Annotated in this window: 14 protein-coding genes; 1 reads left to right on the top strand and 13 read right to left on the bottom strand. The window is 30.8% G+C overall.

Annotated elements, in window-relative coordinates:
- Position 1 precedes the first annotated feature (1 nt).
- From ACEQT4_RS04100 to ACEQT4_RS04130, 7 genes are all read right to left on the bottom strand, one after another.
- Positions 2-865, bottom strand: coding sequence for an ion transporter (locus tag ACEQT4_RS04100; protein ID WP_370226144.1), 864 nt, complete (start codon positions 863-865; stop codon positions 2-4).
- A 4-nt stretch (positions 866-869) separates the two neighbouring features.
- Positions 870-2,837, bottom strand: coding sequence for a DUF3857 domain-containing protein (locus ACEQT4_RS04105; protein WP_370226146.1), 1,968 nt, complete (start codon positions 2,835-2,837; stop codon positions 870-872).
- Positions 2,834-4,198, bottom strand: coding sequence for an exonuclease domain-containing protein (locus ACEQT4_RS04110; protein ID WP_027878766.1), 1,365 nt, complete (start codon positions 4,196-4,198; stop codon positions 2,834-2,836). Before ACEQT4_RS04110 ends, ACEQT4_RS04105 begins: the two co-directional genes overlap by 4 nt.
- Positions 4,199-4,211: 13 nt before the next feature.
- Positions 4,212-4,883 carry a YggS family pyridoxal phosphate-dependent enzyme gene (locus ACEQT4_RS04115; protein ID WP_370226147.1) on the bottom strand — a complete coding sequence of 224 codons (672 nt, stop codon included), beginning with the start codon at positions 4,881-4,883 and terminating at the stop codon, positions 4,212-4,214.
- Positions 4,884-4,897: 14 nt separating this feature from the next.
- Positions 4,898-6,136 carry a DUF1015 domain-containing protein gene (locus ACEQT4_RS04120; protein ID WP_370226149.1) on the bottom strand — a complete coding sequence of 413 codons (1,239 nt, stop codon included), beginning with the start codon at positions 6,134-6,136 and terminating at the stop codon, positions 4,898-4,900.
- A 68-nt stretch (positions 6,137-6,204) separates the two neighbouring features.
- On the bottom strand, positions 6,205-7,092 hold the full coding sequence (locus ACEQT4_RS04125; RefSeq protein WP_106688939.1) for a 3-hydroxybutyryl-CoA dehydrogenase: 888 nt from the start codon (positions 7,090-7,092) through the stop codon (positions 6,205-6,207).
- 56 nt (positions 7,093-7,148) lie between these two features.
- Entirely contained in the window at positions 7,149-8,108 is a 960-nt protein-coding gene (locus tag ACEQT4_RS04130; protein ID WP_027878770.1) for a Gfo/Idh/MocA family protein, read from the bottom strand.
- Between the two features lie 158 nt (positions 8,109-8,266).
- On the opposite strand from ACEQT4_RS04130, the gene ACEQT4_RS04135 reads away from it, so the two are divergent.
- A complete protein-coding gene (locus tag ACEQT4_RS04135) occupies positions 8,267-8,908 on the top strand; it encodes a protein-L-isoaspartate(D-aspartate) O-methyltransferase (RefSeq protein ID WP_106678189.1) in 642 nt (213 codons plus the stop codon).
- An 81-nt stretch (positions 8,909-8,989) separates the two neighbouring features.
- On the opposite strand, the gene ACEQT4_RS04140 is transcribed toward ACEQT4_RS04135, so the two are convergent.
- The 6 genes from ACEQT4_RS04140 to deoC all read right to left on the bottom strand — a co-directional run bounded on the left by ACEQT4_RS04140 (position 8,990) and on the right by deoC (position 14,545).
- Positions 8,990-9,340, bottom strand: a complete 351-nt coding sequence (locus tag ACEQT4_RS04140; protein WP_370226152.1) for a hypothetical protein — start codon at positions 9,338-9,340, stop codon at positions 8,990-8,992.
- A gap of 201 nt (positions 9,341-9,541) precedes the next feature.
- The gene (locus ACEQT4_RS04145; protein ID WP_370226154.1) at positions 9,542-12,007 is read right to left on the bottom strand and encodes a DUF5686 and carboxypeptidase regulatory-like domain-containing protein; all 2,466 of its coding nucleotides are present in this window, start codon (positions 12,005-12,007) and stop codon (positions 9,542-9,544) included.
- 104 nt (positions 12,008-12,111) lie between these two features.
- The gene (gene smpB, locus ACEQT4_RS04150; protein ID WP_027878774.1) at positions 12,112-12,570 is read right to left on the bottom strand and encodes an SsrA-binding protein SmpB; all 459 of its coding nucleotides are present in this window, start codon (positions 12,568-12,570) and stop codon (positions 12,112-12,114) included.
- Between the two features lie 22 nt (positions 12,571-12,592).
- Positions 12,593-13,111 carry a histidine phosphatase family protein gene (locus ACEQT4_RS04155; protein ID WP_370226155.1) on the bottom strand — a complete coding sequence of 173 codons (519 nt, stop codon included), beginning with the start codon at positions 13,109-13,111 and terminating at the stop codon, positions 12,593-12,595.
- A gap of 7 nt (positions 13,112-13,118) precedes the next feature.
- The gene (deoD, locus tag ACEQT4_RS04160; protein ID WP_370226156.1) at positions 13,119-13,817 is read right to left on the bottom strand and encodes a purine-nucleoside phosphorylase; all 699 of its coding nucleotides are present in this window, start codon (positions 13,815-13,817) and stop codon (positions 13,119-13,121) included.
- 56 nt (positions 13,818-13,873) lie between these two features.
- Entirely contained in the window at positions 13,874-14,545 is a 672-nt protein-coding gene (gene deoC, locus ACEQT4_RS04165; RefSeq protein ID WP_370226157.1) for a deoxyribose-phosphate aldolase, read from the bottom strand.
- Positions 14,546-14,593 lie beyond the last annotated feature (48 nt).

The raw sequence follows: 14,593 nt of genomic DNA on the forward strand, positions 1-14,593 counted from the left end.
ATTAATGAAGGTTATTACCGCAGGTTTTACAAAAATTAGCATCGTTATCATGGTCTGTTTCAAGACAATTACTACAAGTTTGTGTGTTTGTTCTTATTTGTTTTACTGTTGGTTTTTTTACGGTTTGCGTGTCCTCTTTATAATTTTTAGAATATTCTACAGATACAATTCCTGTAGGAATAGCAATAACACCATAACCAATAATCATTATTATTGAAGAAATTAATTGTCCTAATGCAGTAGCAGGAGCAATATCGCCATAACCTACAGTTGTAAGTGTAACTATTGCCCAGTATACGCTTCTTGGTATGCTTGTAAAGCCGCTATCTTGACCACTTTCTACTATGTACATTACAGCGCCTAGAATAACACAAACTATAAGCACAAAAAATACAAATACAGCTATTTTTGCACGACTTGCTCTAAGCGCTTTAATTAGGTTATTAGACTCACCTACATATCGTGCTAGTTTTAAAATTCTAAATACACGCATTAATCGTAATGCTCTAAATGCTATTAACGAGTGTGACCCGAGTATAAAAAAGGATAAATATTTAGGAATTGTAGATAATAAATCTACGACTCCGTAAAAACTAAAAATATATTTTTTAGGCTGACTTACTACTGTTATACGTGCAATATATTCTATAGTAAAAAGTATGGTTATAACCCATTCTGCAGCATTTAAAAAATCGATATATTTTGCAGCAAACTCTTCTACACTTTCAAGCATAACCAAAATTATACTTGTAATTATTAGAAGTAGTAAAATAATGTCAAACAATTTTCCGGCAGGTGTATCTGCTTCATAAATAATTTCATGAAGTTTCTCTTTCCAGTTATTTTGTTTGTTAATATTTATCATTTAATTAACTCTTTTTTTCTAAAACTAATATTGAGTTAGATTGTAAATCTACTAAATTATCAAAAAATGACTTTAAGTCTTTATAAAATAAGTGATGATAACTTTTTTCATAAAAGTTAGCTTTAAAATAAAACTCAGCTAATCCATTATTTTCTTTTGATTTAAAAATTGAAAGAGCAGAACTTTGAGGTAACTGTTTTGTGTTTTCCTTAGAAATATCGTTGATTACAAAATCATCGCTAAAAAAGATTTTAATTCTATTTGTATACATATCTTCATAGCCAAAATCTACAGGATAAGATCTTTCTTGCAATTTTAATGGGTTTTCGGTGAAATTTTTAAAAATAAATGGGTCAAAATAAACTTTATTACCAATTACATTTACAGGTCCAGAAAAAGTTAAAGTTTCATTGACTTCTAAAGTAGCTTCATCAATTACTACATCAATATTTTCAAATGTAAAATCTGGAAATGCTTGTATATAGTAGTCTTTATACTTTTGATTGTTTTTATTAAATTCTCTTTTAATATCTAAAGCTTTATAGCCTAAACTTTGTATGCTTATTATTGCATTAAATGTATAGTCGTCGTTTATTGTTATATCAGACTTTTGATATATAGATGATTTTGTTTGAGGCTCTAAATCAATCCATTTACTACCATTATCAAAATCTATTTCTCGACCATAATCATTAAGACATTTAAACGGAATTTGACCAAAAACTAAATCTTTATCTGTAGCATCTAAAAAGTAATTTTTGCCTTCAATTTCTAATTTTATAATAAGGTAATTAAACTCTGAAATTACAGGAAAAAGTTTAGTTACTACACCATGATCTCTAGTACTTAATAATATAGGGTTTGCTTTTAAATCATGGGTGTTTAATAAATTATAAAGAAGAAGGTTAATTTCTGCTGTGTTGCCAGATTTTTCATCTATTACGTCTTTAACAGAGATATCTTTAAAAACACGATGTTTATGATTCCATGTGTAGTTGTTCTTAACATAATCATAAATCAATTTAGCTTTTTTTAATGATGAATTTTGTTTTGAAATTTCGTCTTCAGGAATTAACTTTTTAACTAAACTCGATTTTTTTAATTGTCTTCCAAAATCTTGATCAGTTTTTAATTCTCTATCAGCAGTCTCCCAGCTTTTAGTTATGTTATCTACTGTACCATCAAATTTGTTAATAGTTTTTAATTCGTATTCAATTCTAGAAAGGTAATTTGAAGCTGCACGCATATAACTTTCTTCCCTAAAAGCAGGAATATCAGTCATAATATATTTAGCTACAGTGCAATGAGCAGAACCGCCATTATTAACTTCAATACAATATTTGTCCAAACTCATATCATGAGTTTTTAGTTTTAAATCTCCCACTAATTTTATATTATAATCATAATTACCAGGAATACTAGTTATATATTCACTATACAATTTAGGGATGTCTTCTTGAAAATACCATGGTTGATATTTATAGATAAAAGGAGTTCTAAGCTCATATGTATATGTAATTACAGAACCTTCTTTAATATCTGGTAATGTAAATTTTACCAAAGTGTTGTTTTCATCAATTTTGTCTTCAAATATTTGAGAAGACTCTAGATTGATTCTTTTAATTTTTCCGTTAACAAGATTTGTTGTAGAGCCTTTAATTTTTTTTATTTTTTCTTTATTTCTATCAGAATTATATAGTCTTACACTTACATTTGAGTGTTTAAAACCTTCTCGATTCAAGATTTTTATTTTTTTCTTGTATTCAAAAACTAAATCAAATGTATCATCGTCTATGTAAGCGTTTCCAAACTCATATAAAACAATAGCATTTGCTGTGGTATCTTGCTCAAAAGTATTTTTTTTTAAATCTGATTTGGTAACATTAATGTTTTCTGAATTAAATTGAATTTGAGCAAATAGGAGGTTAGTAAATAAAAAGGTTAGAAAGGTTAGTAATGATAATTTCCTCATGGTAATTGAATGATTTTTAAACGCTTATTACGTCTTAAATAGCTTTGTATGATATGTTGTTGATCTCTATTATTTTCCATTGGTGTGATAATAGATTCTAAAATATCTAAATTATTAATTTGATAGTTTAAGCTGTAAAAGCCAAACCCTTTAAAAATGCCATTTTTAATTAAAATAGCGCTACGTTCGTCAACATCACGACCTCGATCTATAATCACCATATTTTGTTGGTCGTAACTATGTTTTTTTAATAATTGATTAACGCGATTATTGTAGTCTTCTGCAGATTCTTGTTGTATACAAGCACCTTCACATTTTTTTAATTCGTAGTTAAAACAGCTTGTGTTGGTTTTATAAATACCTGTAAGTTTTTGGCAAAGATTATAGTCTTCTATAGCTTTTTCTAAAAAGTGTTTACCACTTTGTCTATTACTAAACGTTGTAATATTAGCTTTGTCTTTATAGGCTTTATCAATGGTTAGATTTATATAACCTTTATGGTCTGTAAAGCTGTAAAGTGCATGCGTAAAAATATTACGTCTTAACGCTCTATTAAAAGCAGGTTTTGTTTTTTTAATTTCTTCACTTTCTTTTAAAAGCGCAACTAATTCACTACCTGTTTTTTCAAAAGTAACTGCAGCGACTAAACTTTGTATTTTTTTTGACTTTGGATTTGTGCCAGTAAAATGTTGATTAACGCGATTTTTTATGTTTTTACTTTTACCTATGTAAATAATTTCTCCGTCTGATTTATGAATGTAATACACGCCAGTTTCACTAGGTAAATCTTGAACTATATCTATTAACCTTGGTTCCATTTGAAATTTAGGCTCTTTTCTAACGGACTCTTGTATAATGTTTTTATTAGTGTCTTTATCTAATAACAACTGAAATAATTTAACCGTCGCTTTTGCATCTCCTGCTGCGCGATGCCTATCGCTTACTGGTATTCCTAAAGCGCGCACAAGTTTACCTAAACTATAGCTTTTTTGGTCTGGAATTAAATCTTTAGAAAGCTCTACAGTACATAAGGTTTCACGTTCGTAATCAAAACCTAATCGTTTAAATTCTGTACGAAGTATGCGATAATCAAATTTTGCATTGTGAGCTACTAATATGGTGTTTTCGGTAATTTCTACGATACGTTTAGCAACTTCATAAAACTTAGGTGCATTTTTAAGCATATTACTATTAATCCCAGTAAGATTAACCACGAAAGGTTGAATCTCTCTTTCGGGATTGACTAAACTTATAAATTGATCTACAACTTTATGCCCATCAAATTTATAAATAGCAATTTCGGTAATACCTTCTTCATTGTATTTACCGCCTGTAGTTTCTATGTCGACTATCGTATAAATAGAAATATATCTTTTAATTATTATAATTTCTTTCGCCAAAAATACTACTTCCAACTCTAACCATTGTACTACCGCATTCTATAGCTAATTTATAATCGCCACTCATGCCCATGCTAATAGTTTGCAAGTTGCAATTTGAAGTTTGTATTGTTTTTAAATCTTCAAAAGTAGATTTTAAGCGTAAAAACTCTTCTTTTATTTGGTCTTTATTATCTGTAAATGTTGCCATTCCCATAAGACCAACGATGTTTATGTTTTTTAATTCTGAAACGGTTTCAGAAAGCAATAATTCTTCAGCATCTTTAATGCGCATCCCAAACTTACTATCTTCTTCAGCAATTTTAATTTGAAGTAAACAATTAATTATTCTATCGTGTTTTAAGGCTTGTTTGTTTATTTCTTTTAGTAGTTTTAGACTGTCTACACCATGAATTAAATCTACAAACTCTGCCATATATTTTACCTTATTACGCTGTACATGACCAATCATATGCCACTTGATATCTTTTGGCATTTCTTGATACTTATCTGCCATTTCTTGGATTTTGTTTTCTCCAAAAATGCGTTGTCCAGCGTTGTAAGCTTCCATTAGATCACTTACAGGTTTTGTTTTAGATACAGCTACAAGCGTAACGTGATCTGGTAATGTTTGTTTTATAGTATCTAAGTTATGTTTTATGCTCATAGATTAAATTGAATTTAAAACTCATAAATAGTAACGCCACTTCTTAATTTAGGTTCTATATATGTGCTTTTTGGTGGCATGGTTAGATTTTGGTCTGCGATAAGTTTCATTTGCTCAATGGTTGCAGGAATCATACCAAAGCCGACTTCAAAAGCTTTACTATCTACCATACTTTTTAAATTTACAATGTCTTTTTTACCGCTTAAATATATAATGCGATTATCGTTTCTTAAATCTGTAATGCCTAAAATAGGTTGTAAGATGGTTTTGTATAGTATTTGCGCATCTAATTGATCTAATGCAGTATTAAAAATATAATTAGATTTTCTTAAATACAACGAATAAAACTCACCATCTAAATACATACTAAAATGATGTTGTTTAGAAGGTTGATAAGGCATAATACCTCTGTTTTCTATTCTAAACATCGTATCTAGTTGAATCAAAAACTCTTCTTTTGTTAATCCGTTTAGATCTTTTACCAAGCGGTTAAATTGATTAATTTTTAATTCTTCTTCACAGATTAAATAACTCATAAAATAATTATAAGTTTCGTTTCCTGTATGTTGTAGATTGTTAGATTTTAAATCTTCACAAAGTAATTTTGAAGACGAAGATCTATGATGTCCATCTGCAATATATAATGTTTTTATGTTGCTAAACGCATCGCTAATAGCGTTGATGTCTTCTGGATTATCAATTAACCAAAGGTAATGCGTATCGCGGTAAGTTGTAGTAAACTCAAACTCTGCACGTTCCTTTTGTTTTTCCTTAATAATCGCACTAATGGTATTATTTTTAGGATAGGTAAGTAGTACAGGCTCTGCATTAAACCCAACTGTTTTTAAGTAGTCTTTAAAAATAACTTCTCTAGACGCAATGGTATCTTCGTGTTTTTTTATAACGTTTTTGTTATAATCTTCAACACTTGCAGCAGCAACAATACCATTAAACTCTTGATTATCTCTATCTACAATTTTGTAAATGTAATAACAAGGCGATTGATCTTGAATAAAAATACCATCTTCTTTAAACTCTAAATACCTATTTTTTACAAGATTGTATCTAGCTTCTCCAGAAATTTCTTTATCATATTTATAACCTGGATTAACAATATGTAAAAAAGAAAACGGATTATAATCTAATCTTGCTTCACGTTCGGCTTGCGTATAGCTTTGGTACGATCTTGAAGCAACTAGACTTACTTTGTCTCTTGTTGGTCTTACAGCTTTAAATGGTAAAATTTTACTCATAAACAAAAACAAAATAAGGTAAATATCAACTTTAGTTGATTTTACCTTATTGTCTGATTATTATTTAATTAACTAAATTGTTTTGAAACGTTTTCGGCTTTTCTACTTTCTGAATAATCGTAAAAACCTTCACCAGATTTCACACCTAATTTACCAGCACGAACCATATTTACTAATAATGGGCAAGGTGCATATTTAGGGTTTTTAAATCCGTTGTACATCACTTCTAAGATGGATAAACATACATCAAGACCAATAAAATCTGCTAATTGTAATGGTCCCATTGGATGCGCCATACCTAACTTCATTACGGTATCAATTTCGGTAACACCAGCAACACCGTTGTATAACGTTTCAATAGACTCGTTAATCATTGGCATTAAAATACGATTGGCAACAAAACCTGGATAATCATTAACTTCTACAGGAACTTTACCTAAGGTTTTAGATAATTCCATAATCGTATTTGTAACCTCATCTGTCGTGTTGTAACCTCTAATAATTTCTACTAATTTCATGATTGGTACAGGATTCATAAAATGCATACCAATCACTTTGTCAGGTCTGTTGGTTACAGCAGCAATCTGTGTGATAGAAATAGAAGATGTGTTTGTAGCTAAGATGGTATCTTCTGGACAAACATCACTTAATTGCTTAAAGATTTTAAGTTTTAAGTCTACATTTTCGGTAGCTGCTTCTACAACTAAGCCTACATTTTTAACGCCATCTTCTGTTGTTGTAAACGTGGTAATGTTTGCTAAAGTTTCAGCTTTATCAGCTTCTGTAATTTTTTCTTTAGCGACCATGCGATCTAAATTTTTTGCAATGGTATCCATACCTCTTTTTAAAGAAGCATCGCTAATGTCTATTAAATTAACTTTAAATCCTGATTGGGCAAAGGTATGGGCAATACCGTTACCCATTGTTCCTGCGCCAATAACTGCTACATGTTTCATGTTTGTATGTTGAATTTTATTTCCGCGAAAGCGAAATTTTTAAATTATAAATTAGTTTAAAATTGATCGATAATCATTGTGGCTACACGCAAAGCTTCTGTACCATCGTGTAACGTTACAACTGGTGTTGTGTTAGTGTTTATGGCGTTGGCAAAACTTTCCAGCTCGTCTAAAATGGCGTTGTTAGCTGATATTTCTGGATTGTCAAAATAGATTTGCTTTTTAATACCTTCGGCATTTTGTAAAATCATATCAAAATCTCCAGGTTGTTCTGGTGCGTCTTTCATTTTTACGACTTCACATTTCTTTTCTAAAAAGTCTACCGAAATGTATGCATCACGCTGGAAAAAACGTGTTTTACGCATGTTTTTAAGTGAAATTCTGCTTGCTGTAATATTGGCTACGCAACCGTTAACAAACTCGATACGCGCGTTTGCAATATCTGGAGTGTCACTAATTACCGAAACGCCACTTGCAGACACGTTTTTAACTTTAGATTTTACAACGCTTAAAATAACGTCTATATCGTGAATCATTAAGTCTAAAACTACAGGTACGTCTGTACCACGCGGATTAAACTCGGCCAATCGATGTGCCTCAATAAACATTGGGCTATCTAATTGGTCTTTTACTGCTGTAAATGCAGGATTAAAACGCTCTACATGACCAACTTGACCTTTTACACCGTGTTCTGCAACCAAAGTTCTAATAGCTTCGGCTTCTTGCACAGTGTTAGTAATTGGTTTTTCAATAAAGATATGTTTGCCTTTTTTAATGGCTTGTCTAGCGCAGTCAAAGTGCGATAATGTTGGTGTAACAATATCTACAACATCTACAGCATCTATTAATTGTTCTATAGTTTCAAAATATTTGTAGCCAAATTCAGCTTCTACTTTTTTACCGTTTTCTTGGTCTGCATCGTAAAAACCTACTAATTCAAATTTTTCTGATTGTTTAAGTAGTCTTAAATGAATTTTTCCAAGGTGACCAGCACCTAATACACCAGCTTTAAGCATAGATTATTCTGTTTTTAACAAAAATAAGTTTTTTAAACAGTTTTTTAAATGAATTTGATAATTAAATCTTTGATTTAAGAAGAATTTATAAATTGAAAATTTTTATTTTGAGCTTTAAAATTTTAAAGTAATTTTAGCCTTCTAAACTAGCCCATATTTTGAAAGATACGTTTAAACATAAAGGATTAAGACAGAAACTAGTAGCAGTTTTAAAAGCAAAAGGTATTACTAATAACGATGTTTTAGATGCTATTGGTAAGATACCAAGACACTTATTTATGGATTCTAGTTTTTTGGATCATGCGTATCAAGATAAAGCGTTTCCTATTGCGGCAGATCAAACCATATCACAACCTTACACGGTAGCATTTCAAACCGAATTAATGCAAGTAAAACGTGGCGATAAAGTCTTAGAAATTGGTACAGGTAGCGGTTATCAAACTGCTGTGTTATGCGAGCTTGGCGCTAAAGTGTATAGTATAGAAAGACAACACGAATTATTTAAACTAACCAGTCGTTTTTTACCAAAAATAGGCTATCGTGCTAAAAAACTAATTTTTGGTGATGGCTATAAAGGATTAGTAGAAGAAGCACCTTTTGATAGTATTATTGTTACTGCTGGTGCGCCATTTGTACCAAAACCATTATTAGCGCAACTTAAAATTGATGGTCGTTTAGTAATACCTGTTGGAGATAACGTACAAACCATGACACTTTTTGTTAGAAAAGGGCAAACCGATTTTGAAAAAACTGAGTTTGGCGAGTTTAGATTTGTACCGCTTTTGGAGGATAAGAATTAGTGGTTTTTAATAGTTTTTTGGAATATTCGTAAGTAGGTTAGAACTAGCAATTAATTATACACGTTGTTGGCAAATCGTTTATCAGTTTTTAATTGTTCTTTCAGTTATGTTTTCGTCGAACTTGGTTTTGAGAGTTTCAATGTTAGAGTCGTTGAGTTTGCCATCAGTGTCAAATACTTTATTTTTAAATAGAAATTTTATGTAACTTTTCCATACTGAATATCCGGAAATTTCTACAATAACGTCTTGCTCTAAAAATTTATAAATAGTGTAATCATCATCTTGATAAGTGTATGTTCCGTTGTCAGCTTCTTTAATAAAAATTACTTCATCTCCACTTTCAATATTATAAATACTCAACCAGCCTTCAGACTTACTAGAATCGTAATTAAATACTTCTATATCATCCACTAGTATCTTTCCCTTTTTCAATTTTATTTTTTGAGCATAAGTAAAATTAGATGAGATTATTGCAATGAATAAAAATTTAATAAGATGTTTCATATTTGTTTTGTTTTAAATGTTTGCCAATGAAAAGAGAAAGCGAGTTTCCAATTCGCATTATTCAATATCAAACGAAGTTAGTTGATTTTTTGTTCAAAATCAAGTCTAGATTTACTAAGTATTAATCATTTAAAAACTAAACCCAAACAAAAAGGTATCATTAACCAATCCGCTTCCAGAATAAGCGCGCACGTAATCTACACGTAAAAACCTAACCTTTCCCCAACCTAGGTTACTTAAACCTATAGAAAACTCGTTGTAAGGCTTGTTTTCTTTAGTTAATGCAGCGTTATAACCTAAAACCAAATTGTAGTTTAGTTTATTTATTAAAGGGATTTTGTTTAAAATATAGCCTTTAAAGTTGTGCTCTGTGTGGATTTCGGCATAGTTGTTATTGGTGCTTAAATCGTAATACGGTAAGATTTTAAAACTGTTTATATAATTACCATCCATAACAATATTGGTTTGGTTACCGTTAAAGTGATGGTAATCTATAAACGCAATATTATCTGCATTATTAAATACGCCAGCTTTTAAATAGTAAGTTAAATCTCCTTTGTTGCTTAAGTTGACATTTTGATATAATTGTGCTTTAAACAAATCAAAATTGTAGTTGCTAATGCTGCTGCCAAATCCTTTTTCGTAACCTAAAAATAGCGTCGGAATTTTACTATTTGGTATGTTATATTTTCCGTTAGGATAACTTAAATAGTTTTGACCAAAATTAATACGCGTGTTTAAATTTAACTTATAAATATGATGGTTTGCAAAAGAAGGAATACCGTAAGCAGTAGGATCTACTGGATTATTGCTCGTGTATTCTCGGTCTGCTTTTGGGTACCAAGCTTGGTCTGTGGTATTAAAAAGCGATTTTCGGTTATTGTAACTTAAATTAGAGTAGAGGTGAAGCCCATTGACTAACTCTTGACTATAATTTGCTTGTACGTAACTACGGTCATAAAGCTTTAAATAATTTTTTTCAACCCATAAAGAATACGATGTATTTAATAACGGCAAACTAGTTAAACTAGGATTAAATTGCTCTACTTTACTACCACCAGAAAGCGATACAAATGCACGATTTTTATTGTTGAATCTATAGTTTATAGTTCCTGTACCACGTAATCTATCGTCTGCAAAACCATAATTAACATCAGATTTTATGTTGAAATATTTTTCGCTGTCTTTATAGCGTTTTGTATAATCTGCGGTTATTGTTCCGTTCCAACCTTGCACAGTATTAAATTGAATTGCTGAAATTGGAGATGAAATTGAAAAACGTTTCTTTTTAAACGAATTTTTATACGTGTAACCGCCTAAAATATCACCAAGTTTAAATTTGTTTTCTGCTTGATCTACCGAATCTAAGTAAGGTTGAGATTCTCTAACCAATTGTATGCTATCTTTTTTAATGTAGTCCTTAACTTCGGCATCTGTAAGTGGTACAGGTCGTTTTTCTTGCCAGTATAAGCTGTCTTTTTTGTTGGCGTTATCTTTAAATGAAAGAATCTCGCGCGAGAAATTGTTCTTGTCTAAATTAGGATTAAAATCATAGTCGCTGTACACTGCGGTAAAGCGTCCGCTACCATTAAAGCCCATAAAACCAAATGTAAAATCGAATATTTGAGAAATTTTTCCCCAAACGTTTTCGTCTTCAAAATATGAAAAGGACTGATTTATTGTGAACAAATCTACAGGTGCAATTTGCGCTTGTTGCCCAGTAATATTAAGTTCTAAACCAAATAAACTCCATTGGTCTTCTACAATATAAATGAAACCATCAAAGGTTTTGTCGTTTTTACGCTTTGGCAAAACTTCAATTTTATTAACTAAATGTCCTGAATCGTCATAAAATGTACCAACTAATTTGTAATTGTAATAATTAAAGGCAAAGTCTGCAATTGGAGAGACGATTTCGGTTTCAAGACTTATGGTGTTTTCGTAAAAATTAAAGTCGACATCTGTCGCGTTATTAAAACTAAATCCATTGCTGTTACCACTAACTTTAGAAGCAGTAATGGTTTCTTTTAAAGGTTTTGGCGATAATTTTTCTAGTTTAGAAATGGTTTCAGAAAGATAGATAATACCACTTCTGGTCGAGTCTAAGCTACCTTCAAGATCTCCAATTTCTTGTCCAAAAATCTTTTCTGGTGCATCTTTAAGTTGTAATAATCCTCTGGAATAAAAATCAGAAGTGTACGTATTGTATTTTTCTAGATTTTCTTTTCTTTTCGCAATAGTGTTTCTAATAATTTGAATAGCAGGATCTTCCTTTGCGTTTAAAACAACTTCATCTAAATTAATATCTTCTTCTTCTAAAACAGCGTCTAAGGTAAAAGGAAAACTATTGATGGTTACAGTCTTTTTTAGTGTTTTAAATCCTAAATATTGAAACACTACAGTGTGATTTCCTGTGTTTTTAATATCTAATTGGTAATAACCGTCGTTGTTTGTGGTTGTTCCTTTACGTGTGTTTTCAACAAAAATATTGACTACCGCAAGTGGTTTGTTTTCTTTGGATGTTACAGTTCCCACAACTTGTGCAGAAAGTTTAATACAAAACAATAAAAGTAATAGAAGTAAAGATTTTTTCATTATGTTGGTTTTATAGTATAGACGTCATTTTTACTTAAATGGTTGCCTATATAAAGCCAAACATAATTTTTTTTACTGAATTATATAATTATCAGAGACTTAAATTAATTATAAATTTTCTTGATACGATCTAGATTACGCTTGTTATCACGGTCTTTAATAGTTTCTCTTTTATCGTAAAGCTTTTTACCTTTAGCTAAGGCTATATCTAGCTTAGCAAGACCTCTTTCGTTAATAAATAAGCGTAGTGGTATGATAGTTAAACCAGACGTATTGACTTCTTTTTCTAACTTTTTAAGCTCACGTCTGTTAAGTAATAATTTACGTTCTGCTTTAGGTTTGTGGTTATAATAATTACCAAAAACATACTCTTGTATAGTCATATTGATTACAAATAATTCGCCACGATCATTAAACTCGCAAAAACTTTCGGCAATAGAAGCTTTACTGTCTCTAATGGATTTAATTTCGGTACCAGTTAGGACAATTCCAGCAGTGTATTTGTCTAAAATTTCATATTGAAATTTAGCCTTTTTATTAAGAATGTTTATTTTCTTTTGCATTAGGGCAAAGTTACTAATTATATTATTGAATGCTTAACAAATAATCTGTTTTAGATTGATTTTTTATGGTAACTATATAAAGGTTTCCATTAACAGAGTCGTTTATATTTTGATATTTTTCTTCATTTAAAACTTTATTGACAAACGAAGGAGTTGTATTGCTGTGTCCAACCACTAAAACGGTTTTTCCTTTAGTATTATTAATAAACTCTTTACTGTACAACTTATTAGGCTTATAAAATTGAATGGGAATTTTTTGTTTATTGGCAGTTGGCTGAGCTGTTTGTATAGTTCTGTTATAATTTGTTGAATATATTTTGTCAAATGTAATGTGCTTAAAAACGTCACTCCATTTTTTAGCTCTTTTGTGACCTTCAATAGTTAAATTAGGGTTTTTATTTGAAGGATTAGAACGATCTTTTTCTGCGTGTCTTATAAAGTAATAAGTAGTGGTTTTAACAACATCCTTTTCTTTTGATTCTGATGTTTGTTGACAAGAAAAAAAAGTTAATGTTATTAATAAGAATAAAAATTGTCTCATGTTTTATTTAGGCTAGTTCTAAAGCAATTTCAATCATTTCAGAAAAGGTAGTTTCGCGTTCTTCGCTAGTTGTTCTCTCACCTGTAACTAAAGAATCTGAAATGGTTAAGATTGTAAGCGCATTAACCTTGTGTTTTGCAGCAACAGTATATAAGCCTGCAGTTTCCATTTCAACACAAAGTAACCCGAATTTTGACCATTTTTTGTACGATTCAAAATCGTCTGCATAAAACTCGTCACTAGTAAAAATGTTTCCTGCTTTAATAGGAATATTTTTGGCTCTAGCTACATTAACAGCTTTTTCAAATAATTCAAAATTAGCTGTAGGGGCATAATCTGCGCCACCAAAACGCAATTCGTTTAAACCAGAATTAGAAGATGCCGCCATAGCAATAACAATGTCTCTAATTTTCACATGTTCTTGATAGGATCCAGCGCTACCAACTCTTATTAGGTTTTTAACGCCGTATTCTGTAATAAGCTCGTGTGCGTAAATAGAAATACTAGGTACGCCCATACCTGTTCCCATAACAGATATATTATTGCCTTTATAAGTGCCAGTGTAGCCAAACATGTTTCTTACACGGTTAAAGCAAACTGGGTTTTCAAGAAAAGTTTCTGCAATCCATTTAGCACGTAAAGGATCACCAGGAAGTAATATGGTTTCTGCTATTTCGCCTTTTTTGGCTTCTATATGTACGCTCATTTTTTAGTTAAAAGTATTTAAAGTGACTAAAGTGTCTAAAATATTTAGAGTTGTGATTAATAATTACCTTCTTCGGCTTTTTGACCAGTTACAATTGCAATTCCGTTAGAAGTGCCAATACGTTCTGCACCAGCTTCTATATAGGCTTTTGCGGTTTCGGTATCTCTAATTCCACCTGAAGCTTTAATTTTTACATTGCATTTTTGGGCAACACTTTTCATTATTTCGACGTCATGTATTGTTGCGCCACCAGTACCAAAACCGGTAGATGTTTTAATAAAATCTGCTCCAGAGTTAATGGCTAACTCACTAGCTTTTATAATTTCAATTTCTTCTAAATAACAAGTTTCTAAAATAACTTTTAGTATGTTATTGGGCATAACTTGTTTTACGGCTTCTATGTCTTGCCAAACGGCATCAAATTTTTTACTTTTTAAAAAACCAATGTTAAGTACCATATCAATTTCATCTGCGCCATCTTTTAGGGCTTGTTTGGTTTCTTCAACTTTTGCTTTTGTACTCATAGCGCCTAACGGAAAACCTATGACGCTACATACTTTAACATCTGAGTTGTTTAATTGGCTTTTAGCTAAACTAACATAGCAACTATTAACACAAACGGAGAAAAATTTGTGCTTTTTTGCTTCGTCGCATAGGTTAATAATATCTTGCTCTGTCGCTGTTGCTTTAAGAAGTGTGTGGTCTATATATGTGTTTAAAGAATTCATGTAAATAAATATTATGATATAAAGTTATAGAAATTTTACACAGAATAA

This window comes from Mesoflavibacter sp., assembly GCF_964226795.1.
GTDB classification, from domain to species: domain Bacteria; phylum Bacteroidota; class Bacteroidia; order Flavobacteriales; family Flavobacteriaceae; genus Mesoflavibacter; species Mesoflavibacter zeaxanthinifaciens.